At 68.6% G+C, this 17590-nt stretch carries 13 protein-coding genes; 6 read left to right on the top strand and 7 right to left on the bottom strand.

Annotated features, from left to right (window positions below):
* Positions 1 to 61 precede the first annotated feature (61 nt).
* From C5708_RS04850 to C5708_RS04840, 3 genes are read right to left on the bottom strand one after another with little or no spacing between them, the layout of a single operon-like run.
* Entirely contained in the window at positions 62 to 1405 is a 1344-nt protein-coding gene (locus C5708_RS04850; RefSeq protein ID WP_242918443.1) for a peptide MFS transporter, read from the bottom strand.
* A complete protein-coding gene (locus C5708_RS04845; RefSeq protein ID WP_242918441.1) occupies positions 1372 to 2376 on the bottom strand; it encodes a dipeptide epimerase in 1005 nt (334 codons plus the stop codon). The genes C5708_RS04850 and C5708_RS04845 overlap by 34 nt, the downstream gene beginning before the upstream one ends.
* Before the next feature lie 33 nt (positions 2377 to 2409).
* Positions 2410 to 4191, bottom strand: a complete 1782-nt coding sequence (locus C5708_RS04840; protein ID WP_278253789.1) for a serine hydrolase domain-containing protein — start codon at positions 4189 to 4191, stop codon at positions 2410 to 2412.
* A 293-nt stretch (positions 4192 to 4484) separates the two neighbouring features.
* Here C5708_RS04840 and C5708_RS04835 point away from each other — a divergent pair, with 293 nt between their 5' ends.
* Genes C5708_RS04835 through C5708_RS04825 form a run of 3 tightly spaced genes read left to right on the top strand, consistent with a single transcriptional unit; the run spans position 4485 to position 7401 of the window.
* Positions 4485 to 5126 (top strand): hypothetical protein, encoded by a 642-nt coding sequence (locus C5708_RS04835; protein WP_242918437.1) that lies wholly within the window; start codon positions 4485 to 4487, stop codon positions 5124 to 5126.
* Positions 5116 to 6258: an MFS transporter gene (locus C5708_RS04830; protein ID WP_242918435.1), complete on the top strand. Its 1143-nt coding sequence runs from the start codon at positions 5116 to 5118 to the stop codon at positions 6256 to 6258. The genes C5708_RS04835 and C5708_RS04830 overlap by 11 nt, the downstream gene beginning before the upstream one ends.
* 3 nt (positions 6259 to 6261) lie before the next feature.
* The gene (locus tag C5708_RS04825) at positions 6262 to 7401 is read left to right on the top strand and encodes an aromatic ring-hydroxylating dioxygenase subunit alpha (RefSeq protein ID WP_242918433.1); all 1140 of its coding nucleotides are present in this window, start codon (positions 6262 to 6264) and stop codon (positions 7399 to 7401) included.
* 6 nt (positions 7402 to 7407) lie between these two features.
* Here C5708_RS04825 and C5708_RS04820 read toward each other — a convergent pair whose 3' ends face one another.
* The 4 genes from C5708_RS04820 to C5708_RS04805 all read right to left on the bottom strand — a co-directional run bounded on the left by C5708_RS04820 (position 7408) and on the right by C5708_RS04805 (position 12294).
* On the bottom strand, positions 7408 to 8055 hold the full coding sequence (locus C5708_RS04820; RefSeq protein WP_242918431.1) for a TetR/AcrR family transcriptional regulator: 648 nt from the start codon (positions 8053 to 8055) through the stop codon (positions 7408 to 7410).
* A gap of 58 nt (positions 8056 to 8113) precedes the next feature.
* Positions 8114 to 9073: an alpha/beta hydrolase-fold protein gene (locus C5708_RS04815; protein ID WP_242918429.1), complete on the bottom strand. Its 960-nt coding sequence runs from the start codon at positions 9071 to 9073 to the stop codon at positions 8114 to 8116.
* A 17-nt stretch (positions 9074 to 9090) separates the two neighbouring features.
* Complete coding sequence (locus C5708_RS04810) at positions 9091 to 11280, bottom strand: TonB-dependent receptor (protein WP_242918427.1); 2190 nt, start codon at positions 11278 to 11280, stop codon at positions 9091 to 9093.
* A 525-nt stretch (positions 11281 to 11805) separates the two neighbouring features.
* Positions 11806 to 12294, bottom strand: a complete 489-nt coding sequence (locus C5708_RS04805) for a hypothetical protein (RefSeq protein WP_242918425.1) — start codon at positions 12292 to 12294, stop codon at positions 11806 to 11808.
* 174 nt (positions 12295 to 12468) lie between these two features.
* Between C5708_RS04805 and C5708_RS04800 the strand changes: the two genes are divergently transcribed.
* The 3 genes from C5708_RS04800 (at position 12469) to C5708_RS04790 (ending at position 17472) form a co-directional block, all read left to right on the top strand.
* Positions 12469 to 13017 (top strand): sigma-70 family RNA polymerase sigma factor, encoded by a 549-nt coding sequence (locus tag C5708_RS04800; protein WP_242918423.1) that lies wholly within the window; start codon positions 12469 to 12471, stop codon positions 13015 to 13017.
* Positions 13014 to 14057 carry a FecR domain-containing protein gene (locus C5708_RS04795; protein ID WP_242918421.1) on the top strand — a complete coding sequence of 348 codons (1044 nt, stop codon included), beginning with the start codon at positions 13014 to 13016 and terminating at the stop codon, positions 14055 to 14057. The genes C5708_RS04800 and C5708_RS04795 overlap by 4 nt, the downstream gene beginning before the upstream one ends.
* A gap of 193 nt (positions 14058 to 14250) precedes the next feature.
* Positions 14251 to 17472: a TonB-dependent receptor gene (locus tag C5708_RS04790; RefSeq protein ID WP_242918419.1), complete on the top strand. Its 3222-nt coding sequence runs from the start codon at positions 14251 to 14253 to the stop codon at positions 17470 to 17472.
* Positions 17473 to 17590 lie beyond the last annotated feature (118 nt).

The raw sequence follows: 17590 nt of genomic DNA, 5'->3' as shown, positions 1-17590 counted from the left end.
GCCGCGACCAGCGTCTCCGCGCGATGAGCGCAAGCCCCCGCCTAGGCGAGGGCCGGACGTTTCAAATCGAGGCCTCGCATCTGTCTTCCGAGGGGCTGGAGCCGGGGGCGGCGAGGCCTTCCAGCCGACGGATCGGTCGGTCCAGGCAGAGCAACGCCATGCCGGCCGCCGCCGCGGTCGCGGCCATGAGCGTGAAGAACAGCGTCGGCCCGATCTGCGCCCAGGCCATCCCGGCGAGACCTGCAAACAGGTTTCCCGCGAAGGCCGCGAAGAACCATGCCGCGATGGTCGTCGCCGCCAGCCCGGCCGGCGCCAGCCGTCCGAAGAGCCCGAGCCCGACAGGCAGGATGAGGAGTTCGCCCGCCGTGAGCAGGACGAAGAAGATCACCAGCCAAATCCAGCTGACTTGCCCGGCGCCAGCGGCGCTGACGGTCGCCAGCAGCGCGAACGCGCAAGCCGCGACCCCGGCCCCCAGCGCCATTTTCACCATCGACGACGGCTCCGCGCCGCGAGCGGCGCGGCGTGTCCAGTAGGCGACCAGCGGCGGCGTCAACAGGAAGACCAGGAGCGGGTTGAGCGACTGGAACCACGTCATCGGGATGCTCCACCCGCCGACCAGGCTCCGGTCGACATTCGCGTCGGCCCAAAGCGCCAGGGTGTTGCCGGTCTGCTCGTAGGCGATCCGGAAGACGACCACCGCCAGGGCCACGCCGCCGAGCAGCAGGAAAGTCTGCGACGACGCCGGCTTTCCGTCGGCTGGCTCCACCGTTTCAAGCAGACGCGGAGGGTCGGGCGGCAGATATCGCCGCCCCGCGACATAGAGGCAAAGCCCCGCCATCATGCCGAGGCCTGCCGCCCCGAAACCCCAGTGCCAGCCGTAGAGCTCGCCGAGCGTCCCGCACGCCAACGGCGCGAGGAAGGCGCCGAGGTTTATCCCGACGTAGTAAACGTTGTAGGCCGAAGTCCGGCGCGGGTCCTCCGGCGCATAGAGGCGGCTGATCTGACTGGGCAGGCTGGGCAAGAAGAGACCGTTGCCGATGGCGATGACGGCCAAGGCCGAGAAGAACAACGTCTCGGAGGCCATCATGAAGTGGCCCAGCGCCATGATCGACCCGCCGGCGATCACCGCCCTGCGCCGCCCCAGCCAACGGTCGGAGACGGCGCCGCCGATGATCGGCGTGAAGTACACGACGGCGGTATAGAGCCCGTAGACCAGCGAGGCGCGCGCCTGATCGAACATCAGCGCCTTGGTCATGTAATAGACAAGCAACGCCCGCATGCCGTAGAAGGAAAACTTCTCCCACATCTCCGTCAGGAAGAGGACGGTCAGCCCTCGGGGCTGCCCAAACCAGGTCTTGTCCGCCACGCCGTTCACGCGCCGCCGCCCCAGATCGCCGGCGGACACGACACCAGCCCGTGCTCATGGACGATCCCTGGCTCCCGGTCGGCGGCCAGCACTATCGGGCCGTCCAGATCGACGACCTCGCAGAGCTGGGCCAGCAGATGGGCCGGGGCCATGGCCAAAGCCGTGCCCATCATGTTGCCGACCATGACCTGCAGGCCCAGCCGATGCGCCTCGCGGGCCATTCGCAGGCCCTCGGTCAGCCCCCCGCATTTGTCGAGCTTGATGTTGATCGCCTGGACTCGACCGGCCAGCGGCGCGATGTCCTCGAAGATCTGGACGCTTTCGTCGGCGGCGATGGGAACGGCGCTGGCGAGCCCGTCCATCAGCGCCTCGGCTCCGCGCGGAAAGGGCTGCTCCAGCAGCCGCACGTCGGCCTGCGCCAGGACCGGCGCCAAGGCCGCATAGCTGTCACGATCAAGCCCCTGGTTGGCGTCCACCCCCATCCAGACATCCGGACGGGCCGCCCGGACGGCCAGGACCCGTTCAAGGTCGACGGGCTCGCCCGTCAGTTTCAGCTTCAGGGCCCTGGCCGCCGGGAAGGCGCGAGCGGCGTCGGCCATGACCTGCGGCGCGTCTGCGCCAAGCGTGTAGGTCGTGACCAGCGGTCGCGGCTCCGACAGGCCCGCCAGCCGCCAGGCCGGCGTTCGGCGTTGTCTGGCCTCCAGGTCCCACAGCGCGCAATCGACCGCGTTGCGAGCGCCGCCGGCCGGAAGAAGGCGTTGCAGTTCCTCCCGGCTGATCCCGGCTTCGATCGCTCCCCGGACGGCCTCGACCTGCGCCTTCATCCCTTGGGGACGGTCGCCCAGATAGTAGACCCCCGCAGCCTCGCCCTGTCCTTGATGCTCGCCGTCCCCTAAGCGCGCGACCAGGACCTCAAGGACGGTGAAGGTGTAGCCGGTGATGCGAAAGGGCGCGCGAAGCGGCCAATGCTCGATGTCCAGGCGCAGGTCGAGGCGCGCAGGTCTGTTCACTTGCGAAAATCCTTACGATAGGTGGAGAAGAGGTCAGTAGTTCGGGCCGGCGCCGACGAGCCGGAATACGAGGACGACCCACGCCGCCGGGACCGCCGCGAGCACCAGCAGCATCGCCCAGGCTCGCCTGCGCCAGCCCGATCGCCAGGTCGCAAACAAGGCCCAGAGCGCGATCAGGGGACCGGCGACCACGACCGCCCCGCCGATCTCGAGCACGGCCAGCCAGGGGTCGAGCGGCGTCGAGAATTCCGCGAGGTCTCTGACCGCGCCGTCGAGCACCAAGGCCCAGCCGATCGCGACCGCCAGGGTCGCGGCCGCCCAGCAGCGAACGGCGAGACGGGCGGCGACCGCGTTTCGCGGCCTCGCCGTCGCCACGCCTCGTCCGCGGCCGAGCACGGCCGCCGTCGGCCAGGCCAGAACCGTCGCAGCCATGACGGCCAGGCCAGCGATCAATGCCGGAACAAGCCAGGCCGCCGACCGCCACCACGGCGCCGGCTGATAAACCATGAACGGTGAGATCGGATCGGTGCTGACCGCGACCACCTTGCGGCCTTCGACCTTGGCGGCTAGCCGCTCCTGTCCGCCGACTTCACGCCAGACGAACGGGGCGACTTCGCGCCAGACCTTCGGTTGATCGTTGGGACCGCGAAATCCGTCGGCGACGAGCGAGCCGTCAGGCGTGACGCTTATCCGCAGCTGGCTGAACAAAGTCCCGATCGAGAGAAGCGTCGTCTCCGCCCGCCGGGAGTTTTCGTAAGTTCCGGCGAGCATCGCCGCATGGGCCCGCGCGGTCGGCAGCACAGGCTCGCGCAGCGGCGGGCCGGGGAAGTATCGATCGGCGAACTGCTCGAACAGCGCATTGCGGATTGTGCGCGCGGCGCCGGGACGGCCGGCGCTGTTCAAGGCGACGTAGAGGCCGACGCCGTCGTCAAGGAAGAGCTTGAGGTCGCTGTGGAACGCCTGGCTGTCGCCGCCATGGCCAATGATGCGCCGGCCGTTGCGCTGGGTTTCATAGAAGCCGAGCAGCATGCCGTTGAGCGGCGCCATCAGACGCCTCGCCTCGCCATGCATCCTCTGAGCGGTCTGCGCCTGCAAGATACGCGCGCCGCCGTACCGTCCGTCCTGAAGATGGGCGATCATGAAATGCGCCATGTCCCGCCCGCTGGCCGACATGCCGCCCGCAGGAGCCGGAGCCAGGCGCTCGAACCTCCACGCCCGGCCGGACGCGAGCATGTAGCCTTGCGAAACGCCCGGCGGCGGCGACTGGACGAAGGTCGCCGTGGTCATCTCAAGCGGCCGGAAGATCTCCGCCCGGACATAGTCTTCGAAGGGGCGTCCAGAGACGCGCTCGACGATGTAGCCGGCCAGGGCGGCGCCATAGTTCGAGTAGGCCGGCGTTTCGCCGGATGGGTAGATCCGCTTTGGAACCCAGACCTTCAGCCAGGCCTCGTTGCTTTGCAGGCCGGCGGCGTCGCGGCTCCACATGTTGCGCACGCCTTCCTCGAACCCCGCCGAGTGGGTCATCAGGTCACGGAGCGTCACGGGCCTTCCGGCTCGCGGCGGGATGCGAAAATCGAGATAGGCGTTGATGTCCCGATCCAGATCGAGCCGCCCGGCTTCGACGAGCTGCATGACAGCCGTCCAGGTGACCAGCTTCGACACCGAGCCTGGCCTGAAGAGGGTCCGCGACGGATCGACGGGCGTCTGCTTGGCCACGTCGGCGTAGCCGTAGCCCTTGGCGAGCAGCACCTCGCCGTCCTTGACCACCACCACGACCGCGCCGGCCACGTCGCCCCGCTTCAGGGCGTAGGGCATGAGGCCGTCCACGAACGCCTCGGCGTCGACGGCGGTCAGTTCGCGCCCACCGGCGGCCGGTGTCGCCCCGGCCTGCGAAGCGGCGGCGATCAACACCGCCACCCCGATCGCGATCCATGCGCCGCACCTCATAACGCCCCTCCGCCCAACCGTTTCCCAACCCAATTACAGAATTGCTAATTGTATTAGCTTATTTTCGCAACACCCCCGCTCGACCGCGACGATACCCATTGACACGTGGTCGATTTGCCTTCATCCGAATGCTACTTAAATTAGTCTAAGTCGATAGAGCCGTGGCCGACACCGCCGAAACGCCTTCAACGCTCGGAACGCTCGCGGGGCTTTGGCGGCGAAAGTCGCTAGCCGTGGGCGGCCGCGCGCCGTTCGAAGACAGCGACGCCCTCTGGATTCAGCTGGGCGCGTTCTTTGTGGACCTGCGCACGCCCCTGGGGGCGGGCGCGCTAAGCCCTCCGGCCGCATTTTCCGGCCGCGCGCAGTGGCGCGCGCCACGCATCACGTTTTGTCGCGACCTGGACCTCGAGCGCCAGAAGGCCAGCGACGAGGCCGAGCTACGCCTGAACGGCGACACCCTGATCGAGCGTGGAATCTATCGAGCCGGCGACCAGCCCCTTCCCTATGCCGAGGTCTGGCTCCGCGAGCGGCGCGGCCCGGCTAAGGGACGCGTCCTTGAAGGCCGCGCCGCGCCACAGTCGCGCGCGAGCGGACGACTGATCGAACTGGGAGCGACCGCCATTGCGATCATCGACGCGGGGCCGGCCGGCTTCAGCGCCGTCGAATTCTGCAGGACGAAGGACGAATGGCGCCCGACGCGCCGCCTGGGACGGCCGCCGCCCGACCTGCCACGGGGCGACGGACTGCGCGACGGGACGAACTGGGCGGGTCTGTACTGGGCCGTGGTCGACCATGCGGCCTAAGCCGGCCAGCAGCCTGGGAGCGGGCGTGTTCGGGGCCAGCCTGCCCGGCATGGCGGTGCTCAACACCTTTCCATTCCTGGCCGGCGCGTTGATCGACGATCGAAAGATGACGGCCGCCGCGGCCGGCGCCCTGCTCAGCCTTGAGCTCCTGGCCAGCGCCGTGGCGGCGCTGACCGCCTCGGCGCTGGCCCGACGCCTGCCGCCACGTCCCTCCGGCCTGTCCGGGTGCCTGCTGTTTGCGATGGGCAATCTGGCGGCCGTCCAGGCCGAAGGCTGGCTGCTGGCCGCGGCGCGGCTGCTGGCCGGCGCCGGCGGGGGCCTGGCCCTGGCGGCGGCGGGCCGGGCGATGGCGATGTCCACGGCCCCGACCAAGCTGGGGGCCGACATCGCCATCCTGCTCGCCGCCCTCGGCGGCGCGGTCGCCCTCGGCGCCGGCCTGACGATCGACCGCTTCGGCTTCGCCGGCGGCTGCCTCTTCCTGGCCGCCGCGGCCCTCAGCGCGACGCCGTTCGTCGCCCGGCTTCCCGACCCGGGCGTCGCCATCCAATCTGGCGCGGCGGGGCGGCTGGATTGGCGCGTGGCCGTCCCGCTGCTCGGCGCCACGGGAATAGCCTTCCTGACCGGTGGAGCGGTCTGGAGCTATTGCGAGCGCATCGGTCTGGCGGCCGGCCTTTCGGCGAAAGCGGTCACGATGGCCGTAGGATCGACCGCCGCCCTGGGCGTCGCCGGCGCCGCCGCCGCCCGCGTGCTGGCGAGCGTGCGCCCCCTGGCCGTCGGCGGCGCCGGCCTGCTCGTCTTTGGCGCCTCGGCCGCGGCCCTGTCCGCCTCACGGGAACCGCTTCACTACATCCTCGCGCTTTCGGCCCTGTCCTTCGCCTTCATCTTCGTTTGGCCCTTCATCCTGGGCGCGGCCGTCGAGGCCGACAAAAGCGGGCGGCTGGCGAGCGCCGCCTACGGCGTCCAGATGCTCGCTGGCGCGCTGGCGCCCCTGGCGGGCGGCGTCCTCATCGGCGCCGGCGCGCTCGACCGCCTCGCCGCGGCGGCGCTCGTCTCAGGCGCCGCCGCGGCGGGAGGGCTCGTAGTCGCCGGGCGCCGAAATCGGCAGGCCCGACTCCGAGATCATTCAAGTTAGAAAGTGAAACAGTCGATGCGCACATCAACCTTGTCGCCGCTCGCCGAAGAGGTGCTGGCGATCGCCGGCGCGCCACTGGAGCGGGCGTTCGCCCTGCCCCCCGCCTGCTACGTCGACCCCGGCTTCCTGGCGCTTGAACACGAGGTCCTGTTCGCCCGCGAGTGGCTGTGCGTCGGCCGCGCCGCCGATATCCCGCAGCCCGGCGACTACGCCGCCTATGACAGCCCTGTGGGCCCGGTCATGGCCGTGCGGCAGAAGGATGGGTCCATCGCCACCCTGAGCCGTGTCTGCCGCCACCGCGGCGCCCTCGTCGGCGAAGACGGGAGCGGGTCCGCCCGGCTCTTCACCTGCCCCTACCACAAATGGGTATATGAGCTGGACGGCCGCCTGCGCGGCGCGCCGGCCATGGGCGGCAACCCGGCCTTCGCGCCAGCAGATCGCGCCCTGCCGCGCTTCGCGACCGAGGTCTGGCAGGGCTTCGTCTTCTTCAACGCCGACGCCGGCGCCGCCCCGCTGGCGGGCAGGCTGGCGAGCATCGCCGAACTCTGCGGCCGCCATGACCTGCTCAACCTCAAGACCGGCTTCCTGATCGAGGAGGATTGGCCCTCGAACTGGAAGGTCGCGTTCGAGAACAGCTGCGAGACCTACCACCACATGGGCGTTCACCGGCAAACCCTGGAGCCGGCCTTCCCGACGCTGGGCGTGCGCTGCGAGGCGGGCGGAGCGCAGCACAACCTGCACATCGTTCCGTCAGCGGACGGATTCAGCTTCGAGCCCGGCGCCAACTCCCGGCTAACCGGCGATGACCTCGCCCAATTGCAGATCGTCGGCGTCTATCCGAACCTGGTCATCGCGCTGTCAGGCGCCACGGCCACCTGGTTCTCCTTCACTCCGACTTCGGCGACGACCACGCGCCTGCGTGTCGGCTGGCTCGTCCCGTCCGATGCGGACCCCGCCGCGCTGCCGCGCGAGCGCGCAACGCTGGAAGCCATCCTGGCCGAGGACCGCGTGTCCTGCACGGGCGTTCAGCGGGGACTGGAGAGCCGCGATGCGCGGTCCGGCCCCCTGTCGCCCATCGAACAGACGATCGCCGAGTTCGCGCGCTACCTTGCCCGCCGCATAGCGACCGCCGGCGGGGCGTAGGCCCGCTCAGGCCGTGACCAGCGCCAGCGCGATGGTCACGGCCTGGGACTGCAGGCGCTCCAGCTCGCTCACCCCTACCGACGCGGCTACGCCCGCATAGGGCCAGGCCAGAGAGACGAGGATGGCGCCGAACATCAGCGAAAAGAAGCTGGGGTGGATGCCAGGCTTGAACACCCCCTCGGCCACGCCACGCATATAGGCGACCCTCAGGTTCTCGTTGATGCGCCCCACCGCGTCGATCTTGGTCGCATCCTCGACGGGGCCAAAGGCCGTGGTCAGGGGACCGAAGCCGCCGGGCGTCGCCAGGTCGCGCAGCAACATCCGCACATAGGCGGGCTTGGCGGCGAAGAACCACACGAGCCCCCTGGCCCAGCTCTCCATCCAGGCGATCGGCGGCAGTTCCGGGTCGGGGCTCAAGAACTGCGCCAGTTCGTCGAGCATGGTCCGCGCCAGGACCGCGATGATCTCCTCGCGGCTCTCGAAATGGCGGTAGATGGACGGCGTCTGGATTCCGACGGCGTCGGCGATGTCCTTCAGCTTCAGCTCCTCGACGCCGTCGCGGGCGATCAGGCGCATGGCCTCCTCGAGGATCAGGTCGCGTGTGCCGATCGGCTCGTTCTGCCGCAGCCGCCGGCGCGAGGCTCGTTCCGCCATGATTCATGTCTCCCGCTAGGTCGATTAGCACAGGCCGGGCGACCTGCGGGAGATGTGCTTAGGGACGGGGCGGAAGCGCAAAGCGCAGCGACCGCGCGATGCTGGCGCTCACCACGCTGACGTGGGTCTCGCCCCCGAAATCGACGAACTCGGCCTTGTATCCGTCCGCGCCCTTGACGGCGGCGAGCCGCCCGCTCAGTTCCCGTGCGTTGTCGATGGTTCGTATGCGCCGGATGTAGTCATCGAATTGCGCCTGGCTCATGCCTGGCGGCGGGGCGACCGCGGTGGCGGACTGTTCGAGGCCGCCCACCGTCACCAATACGCGTGGAGCCGCCCGCCCGGCCGCCACCGCGGACTTGAAGGCCGCTTCGTTGTTCAGGACCACGGCCCCGCCCCACCAGATCGACGGGCTGGCCGAGACGACGCTGCGATAGGCTCCGGGGTGTTTGAACAGCGTGTCGAGCGCGAAGAGCCCTCCGAGCGAATGCCCGACAAGCACCTCCTCGGCGGGATTGATCCGGTACGCGCCGGCGAGCCGCGGCTGCAGATCCTCCTTCAGGAAGCGATAGAAGTCGTCGGCCCCGCCCACCGGCAGGCCGCCCATCTCCGCCACGACCCCCCCCGCGGGCGGCCTGGGCGTATAGTCGAACACCCTGCGCGCCGCGATCTGCCGCATCGAGCCGGTCGGGTCATCCAGCTTGAACGGATAGCCCACGCCCACGATGATCGCTGGCCGCATTTCTCCCGCCAGTTCGAGCATGCGGGCGATCTCCACCGCGGTGCCGAAGTAGCCGTTGCCATCCAGCAGATAGACCACCGGATAGCCGCCCGGCGGGGGCGGGGTCAGCGGCTCGGCCACGAAGATCCGGTAGGCCAGGCCGCCGGCCTTGGAGGTCATGTCCCATTGGTTGGCGTAGAGCACCTGGACTGGCTCGACAGCCGCGGGCGCCTGCGCGGCGACAGGCCCCGCCAGCGCGAAGGCGGCGCAGGCGGCGGCGACAAGGTTCGACGTCTTCATCCAGAATTTCCCACCCATCAGAATCGCGCCCGAACGGTCAGGCCGACGGTCAGCGGCCGCACGCGGATCGCGCCGCGCTCGCCCAGCGGAACGCCAGAAACGAAGGTCGCATCCACCGCGCTGGTCTTGCCGTCGGAGTTGAACAGGTTGTTGGCGAAGGCGATCAGCTCGACGCGCTCGAGATTCACCCCGGCCCGCAGATTGGCGACCATGTAGTCGCCGAACCGGACGCCCTGGCGCCCAAAGTCGGTGAACTGTTCGCCGACATACTGGATGTCGGCCCGCACATAACCGCGGCGCTCCAGGACGTCGAAGCCGGCCTGCGCGTAGGCGGACGCCTTCACCGCCGGACTGGCCGGCAGCTGGTCGCCCGACTTGGCGCCGATCACGCCGCTCACCCGGGAAATCTGGGCGACGTCCTTGGTGAGTTCGCCGTGGCTGAGGGACAGGGCCGAGCCCACTTCGAGCCAACGGGTCGCCAGGGCGGTCAGTTCGGCCTCCAGACCATAGACGCGCGCGTCGCCCGCATTGCCGGTGTAGGCGACGCCTTTGTAGAGCGAGGCCTGAATGTTGGACCAGTCGATGTAGTAGAGCGTGGTGTTGAGCCGCACCGCCCCGCCCGCCAGGCGCGATCGCTGGCCGACCTCGAAGTTCCAGAGGCTGTCGGAATCGTAGGTCGCCGGCGGCGGGGTCGGACTGAGGCCGGCCGTCAGGTTCGGTCCGCCGGTCCGGAAGCCGCGCGAGGCCTGGGCGTAGAGGGTGAGACTGTCGCTCGGACGATAGGTCACCGCAAAGCGCGGGTTGGTGGTCACTTCGCTTTGCTTGCCGGTCGTGTCGATCACGGTCGCCGGCGACAGGTCGCCGGTCATCAGGACGCCGGAAGAATGGGTGGTGAAGGCCACGCTCGAGCGACCGACCCGCACCCCGGCCGTCAGGTCGACCTTCTCGTTGAGGGCGTAGGTCGCCTCGCCGAAGATCGCCTTCTCGCTTTCGTCCGAAGCGGTGCGGACGTCCTGGATGCGCTTGACGCCGACCAGGGCCGCGATGGCCGGGGAGTCGATGGTCTGGCCGCCGGTCCCGTCGATGGTCTGGTAGTAGGCGCCGACCGTCCAGCGCAAGGGCCCCTCCCCGGTCGAGGACAGCCGCAGTTCCTGCGTGAAGGTCTTAGCCTTCGAAGGGGTCAGGCTGGGGGTGGCCGCGACCAGGCCGGGAACGCCAAGCGCATAGCCCAGCAGGGTCACATAGGCGCTGGCGTCGCTGACGGCGAACAGCTGCTTCGTCGAGTAGCTCGTGGACGAAACCAGGTCAAAGCCGTCGAAGGCGTATCGGCCGACCAGATTGTAGATCCTGTTCTCCAGATCGACCGAGGGCTCGACCAGACTGGCCCTGGTGCGGCCGTCGGACCCGTTGAGGTCGTAGGAGCTGTGGCCGGTCGAACCGGACCTGCTCTTCTGATAGAGCGCCGTCGCCAGGAGCGAGAGACGCTCGGTCGGTTCCGCGGCGACCATCAGGCGCCCGCCGGACTGCCTCCCCCAGTTGACGTCGCGTCCTCCGGTCAGGCGATTGTCGATGTCGCCTCCGACATAGCTGGCGTAGCCCACGGCGCGGACGCCCAGCTTTCCTGCGACGATCGGCGCGTTGAGCATGGCGTTGAAGTCGCCCGAACCATCTCCGCCGTCCGTGGCGCTAGCACCGGCCTCGAGGGTGCCCGACATCGCATTCAGGTCGGGCTTGTTGGTGATCACCCGGACCGCGCCGCTCAGCGAGCCGGATCCGAAGAGCGTGCCCTGTGGGCCGCGCAGGACCTCCACGCGCTTGATGTCGAACAAGCGCAGGTCGGTCGTGCTGAGCCCGCCCGCGCCAGGATCGGCGGGCAGGTCGTCGATGAAGAGCCCGACCGTCGATTGCTGCAACCCGGCCGAAACGCCGGTCGTGACGCCCCGCACCACAAGGTTGGCCTGGTTGGCGCCTCCGCCGGCGTTCGACAGGCCCGGGGCGTTGGCGACGATGTCGTCGATCTGGGCAGCGCCGCGCCGGGCGAGCGCGGCTTCCGTTTCCGCCGAGATGCTGACGGGAACGTTGCGAAGGGCCTCCTCGCGCTTGGTCGCCGTGACGATCACTTCCTCGATTTCGAGCGGCTCACGCGCCTGCGCCCCAGCGCCGCCGGCCGCCCCGAAACAGATCAGCGCCGCGCTGGCCGTCAACATTGCGCGCGACTTCGTAACTGTACGCATCTTCCCTCCCAGTCCGGTCCTTATCGTGGCGTTCCGCCTACCGGTTGGGACGCGCTCTAGGCCGCGACGGGATCGGCGTCAAGTTTATGCTAATTTAAATAGCATTTAAGAGAGACGTCGCCGGACGACGGATATCGCCGAAAATTCGCTTTCAAATTGAAATTCTGAGACGCCTCAGCGTCGCACAGACAGGCGTGTCGCGCCGACGGCAAAAAGAAAGGGAGTACAATTAGCCTAATCCAGCGCTCTAGTCGTTTCACGACATCCGACCTGACGGACGCGGACGAGGAGGCGACCGGCGCGTTTTCGCAGACCCGCCCCGCAGCCATCGCAGCGATCGCAGAACGGCTTGGGGCGGGGGTATTTTATCAGCTCAGCCATCTTGGAGCCCGAAGGCTCCGTTTCCGGTTGGCGGTCGCGCCGCGACGGTCGCCTCCCCTACGCCTGATGAGCCTCGGCCCGAAAATGGCGGAACGTCGAACGGCGGATCAGACGGGGCTAGAGCTTCTTTGCGACGGCGCTCGCCAGGGCGCGCAGCGCGTCCTTGCGTTGGGCCGGCTGACCGACGCCGCCTGCGGCCACCGCGACCACCCGCGCGCCCTTCAGGAAGGTGTAGCTGGCGCCCTGCGCCGACAGCGCCCAGAAGGTGCGTTCGCCGACGCCCTTTTCCTCGACGACCTTGGCCCCGTCAGAATGGGCCTCGACAAGATGGACGGTGGCTTGCTTGCGCGCTTCGGCGGCGGACGAGAACTCCACCACCGAGATAATCAGTCCGGCCTTAGCGGCGCGATAGGTGCAATAGGAAAGCCGCCCCGGGGAATCCTCGTCCTGCTGCGGCCCGGCGGGGATCGCCGCGGCGACCGGCTGCCCCACGACGGCGGCGGCCTCGGCGCGGCTGGCCAGCCCGCAGACGTCGATCGCATAAGCGGGACTGGCGGCGAGCAGAACCGCGACAACGCCGCCGAACTTCAAAACCTGCATGGACATGGGCGTTCCTTGAGCGAACCTGGGAGCGGACCTGGGGCCTTCACCGATCCTAGCCGCCGGGCGGGCGGCCGACCTCATTGGAACCTATGAGCGCCGCCGCCGTCCTTCCCGCGCCGGCCTTGACATTCCTGTCAATAAGAAGGGAGCCTGCCGGCGAGATCGGAAGGGAACGTCATGGGGGGAAGAGCCTCGGTCGGCGACGACGAAGACGTCGCGCCGAGCCGCTATGTCAGCCTGCTTGAGGAATGGTCCCGGCGCTACCGGCCGCCCCTGATCCGCTTCTTCCAGCGGCGCATGCCGCCGGCCGACCACGAGGATCTGGTGCAGGAGGTGTTCCTGCGACTGGCCAAGCACGGCGACCTCGACACCATCGGCCACGTCGAGGGGTACCTGTTCCGGGCGGCCGGCAACGTGCTCAAGGACTGGCGCCGGCGCGAGGCGCGCCACGCGGCCGCGGCCCACGACCTCATCGGCGACGACCTGGCCGACGAGGTGGGTTTTTCGCCGGAACGCGTCCTTCTAGGCAGGGACACCGTCAACGCGCTGGTCGCGGCGCTGGAGACGCTGCCGGAGAGGACCCGCGCCGTGTTCGTGCTATATCATTTCGACAATCTGCCCCATGTCGAGATCGCGCGCCGGCTCGGCATCGCCGTGCGCACCGTCGAGAACAACATGGCCAAAGCCCACGCCCACATCGCCGCCGTCATGCTGGATCGTAAATGACCTTTCCCGACCGGCAGCTCGAAGGCCGGCCCTCCACCCTCGCCGAAGACGCGGCCGAATGGGACAGGCGGCTGCGGTCGGCCCAGTGCGCCGAGGACGACCGCAAGGCGTTCGAGGCCTGGTGCGAGGCCGATCCGGCGCGGGCCGCCGCCTTCGACGACCTGCAGTCGGGCATCCGCGGCCTGAAGGAGGCCTACGCCGTCAATCCCCGCCTGCGCGCGATGCGCGACCAGGCGCAGGCGCTCAGGCCGGCCGGCCGGCCATGGCGGATCGCCGCCGGCGTGAGCGCCCTCGCCGTCGCCGGGGCCGCCGCCGGGGCCTGGCTGATCTTCAGGCCCGCGCCCGTCGCGCCGGTCCCGGCAGAGGCTCCGCGCGACGCCATTTCGGTGTTCCAGACGGCGGTGGGCGAGCGGACGACGGTCGTCCTGTCCGACGGCTCCAAGGTGACGCTGAACACCCGCAGCAAGATGGTCGTCGACTACACGCCCGACCGTCGCGACATCGCCCTGACCGCCGGCCAGGCGCTGTTCGAGGTGGCCAAGAACGCCAACCGCCCATTCGTGGTCACCGCCGGCTCGCGCAGGGTCACCGCCGTCGGCACCACCTTCGACATCCGCATCGATCCGCGCCGCGTCGACGTGACCCTGATCGAAGGCCGGGTGCGGGTCGACCCGGTCCGGCCCGGCCTGCTCGCGGTGATCCGCCCGGACGTCCGCCAACTGAAGGCGGGCGAACAGCTGACGGCCACCGACGCCGGAGCCGGGGTGGCCGTCGCGCCCGCCAACATCTCCGCCGTGACCAGCTGGCGCCAGGGCGCGGTCGTCTTCAACGACACGCCGCTGCCCGACGCCGTCGCCGAGATCAACCGCTACGCCGCCGAGCCCATCGTGGTCGGCGACCCGGCCCTAGCCCAGTACCGGGTGAACGGCCGCTTCCGGACCAGCGAACCGGCCACGTTCGTCAACGCCCTGGCCGCCTATTTCCCGCTGGAGGCCCGCAGGGCCCCCGACGGCCAGACGGTGCTGACCGCCAGGCGCTGAGCCGTTCGCCGGGCGCGACGGACGGCGCATAGTCTTGATTTTTCAATAGAAAGCTTCTCAGGCCGTCGCATCGCGTCCCCGGCCCGTAAAAAACTGGCCCGCGGAAAGGTGGGCGGGGACTCCAGCCGGCGTCTTCCTGCATGACAGCCGCTCAAGCGGCGTCGAGACCGGAACGGTCGACGGGGAAACGCCGATGACAGACAAGACCAAGACCTCGCCCAGAACGCTGGCCATGAGCGGATGCGCGCTCGTCGCCCTGCTCGCCGCCGCCGGCGGCGCCCAGGCCCAGACCAAGCCGCCGGCCCATTTCCAGATCGCCGGCCAGGACCTGCGGGCCGCCTTGCAGCAGTTCGCCAAACAGGGAGACCAGCAGGTGCTGTTCTCCTCCGACATCGTGGCCGGCAAGCACAGCCCCGGCGTGGCCGGCGACCTGCCGCCGGAGGGCGCGCTGAAGGTCCTGCTGTCGGGGACCCGGCTCACCTACGCCAAGACGCAGAACGGGGCCCTGCTGATCGTCGCCGACCCCGCGGAGGCCCAGACGCCCCGCCCCCAGCTCGCAAGCGCCGGCGCTAACGCGGCGCCGGCGGTCGAGGAGGTGGTGGTCACCGCCCAGAAGAAGGCCGAGAACATCCAAAATGTGCCGATCGCGATATCGGCCTTCACCGGCGAGGACCTGACCAACCGCCACATCGAGACCGGCGGCGACCTGGTCACGGCGACCCCGAACGCCGCCTTCACCAAGACCAACTTCGCCAGCTACAACTTCCAGATCCGCGGCATCGGCACCCAGGCCCTGTCGGTGACCACCGACCCGGCCGTGGCGGTCAGCTTCAACGCCTCGCCGATGATCCGCAACCGCCTGTTCGAACAGGAATATTTCGACGTCAACAACGTCGAGGTGCTGCGCGGCCCGCAAGGAACCCTCTACGGCCGCAACGCCACCGCCGGCGTGATCAACATGATCCCCAACCTGCCGAAGCTCGGCGGGTTCGAAGCCTGGATCAAGGCCGAGACCGGCAACTATTCGAGCAAGCGCCTGAGCGGCATGGTCAACATCCCGCTCTCCGACACCCTGGCTTTCCGCGCCGCCGGCGCCTGGACGGATCGGTCCGGCTACGTGACGAACAGCGTCACCGACAAGGACGTCGACGGCCGCAACCTGTGGTCCGGCCGCCTGTCGCTGGCCTGGAAGCCGACCAGCCGCTTCAACGCCAACCTGATCTGGGAGCATTTCGACGAAAACGACGACCGGGCGCGCACGGGCAAGCAGTTGTGCCACACCGACCCGGGCCAGCCCGCCGTGAACGGCGTCGCCACACGCCCCGTGGACGCGGCGCACTTGAATCAAGGCTGCCTGGACGGCTCGCTCTACGGTCCCGGAGCGTTTGGCGTGCCGAACGGCAGCGGCATGCCATGGATCATGGCGGCGTCGACCGCGCCTGGCCAGATCGGCGCCACCCCCGGCGGCAACAATGTCGCCGCCATCCCTCCCGCCACCGACCCTTTCCATGGGCTGATCCAGTCAAGAGATCTGCGCACGATCGGGACGACCTACGACCCGCGCTTCCGCGCGCATAACGATGTCTTTCAGTTCAATGTCGACTTCGACGTGACCGATAGTCTGAAGTTTGTTTCCCAGACCCTCTTCACTCGGGATGTATATCGATCCACCCAGGATTATTCCCGATTTCAGTCGAACCCGATATTCAATGCGACGGACAACCTACTGAGAAACCCCACCCTTCCGACCCCCGCCTACAATATCCTGCCGAACGGCTTCTTCTGCGATCCTCAGCTGGGCTGCTCCAACCGCCAGCTCATGGTCGACATGGTCACCTCGAACAGCAAGCAGTGGTCCCAGGAATTCCGCCTGCAATCAGCTTATTCAGGACCGTTCAATTTCAGCGTCGGCGCCAACTACCTCTATTATCAGATCGATGAGAGCTACTACGTCTTCAACAACGTGCTCACCTTTCTCTCAGAGAATTACTACAATACCGAGAACATCGCGGCCGGCCCACTGCCGTGCGCGCCGGGCCAGCCCGCCAACCCATCGACCGGGAAGGGCTGCGTCTATATCGACCCGAACCCTCTCGGCCGGATCAACGGTCAGGGCCACAACTACTTCCGCAGCTGGAACCTGGCCGATACGCGTTCGATGGCGATCTTCGGCGAAGCCTACTGGCAGCTTTCCGACAGCTTGAAGCTGACGGCCGGCCTGCGCTTCACCAACGACCGCAAGATCACCACGCCGATACCCAGCCAGGCTTTGCTGACCACCACGTTCGTCGGGGGCGGCTTCGTCAACAGCGGCTATCCGGCCCAGCCGGACATTCGCCAGACCTGGAGCGAACCGACCGGCCGGCTGGTGCTGAACTGGACGCCGCGCACAGCGTTCACCGACAGCACGATGGTCTACGCCTCGTATTCTCACGGCTACAAGGCCGGAGGCACCAATTCGCCGGGCATCGGAGCCGATCCGCAGTATCTGTACTTCACGCAACGGGACCCGCGATACAAGGCCGAGTACGTCGACGCCTTCGAAATCGGCGCCAAGAACGTGCTCGCCGGGGGCCGGCTGGTCGTCAATGCGGCGGCCTTCTACAACGACTATCAGAACTATCAGATTTCGCAGATCGAAGACCGCGCCACGCTCAACGAGAACTTCGACGCCAAGACCTGGGGCGCGGAACTCGAGACGATCTGGCGGCCGACGCGGGAATTCCAGGTCAGCGCCGCCCTAGGCCTGCTCGACACGCGCATCGGCTCCGGGCAGTCCTCGATCGACCCGATGAACCGCACCCAGGGCGACCCGAACTGGGTGCTCGTGCGCCCCTGGATGCAACAGGCCTCGAACTGCATCGCGCCGGCGGCGATCGTGTCCAAGCTCCTGCAGTTCACCGCGACCCGCCCCAGCCTGCTGTTCGGCCTCTGCGGCAGGAACCCGTTCAGTCCCGGCTACGGCCCAGGCAGCCCGAACCTCCGCTTCATCGGCGGCGTTCCCTACGACCCCCTGGTCAACGCGCCGAACGGCGGCCAGGGCTTCGCCGCCGATGTCGGCGGGCACAACCTGCCGAACGCCCCGCATTTCACCGTCAGCGTCAGCCCGCAGTACACGGTCTATTTCGGCCGCAGCGACCTGACCCTGCGCGCCGACCTCTATTACCAGGGCGACAGCTGGGCGCGCATCTATCAGGACCAGATCGACCGCCTGCGCGGCTGGGGCAACATCAACCTGTCGGCGACGTGGCGCATGCCGGAAACGGACTGGACGGTGCAGGTCTACGTCAAGAACGCCCTCGACGGGAAAGCCATCACCGGCACCTTCCTGAACAGCGACGACACCGGCCTGACCTCGAACGTGTTCGTCCAGGACCCCCGCATCATCGGCCTCAGCGTCCGCAAGGGGTTCTAGGGGCGACGGCGCGTCGAGCGCCCGCCCCACGGCCCGGTCGTCGCCCTGGCGCAGGGCGACGACTTCCCCCGCCTGCCTCCCGCCCCTCCCCTGAAACGCGGCGGCGCCATGCAGCCGC

The sequence above is a fragment of the Caulobacter sp. CCUG 60055 genome, from assembly GCF_022750545.1.
GTDB lineage: Bacteria > Pseudomonadota > Alphaproteobacteria > Caulobacterales > Caulobacteraceae > PUIC01.
The sequence above is the reverse complement of the archived record's forward strand: the minus strand, read 5'-3'. Positions and strand labels throughout refer to the sequence as shown.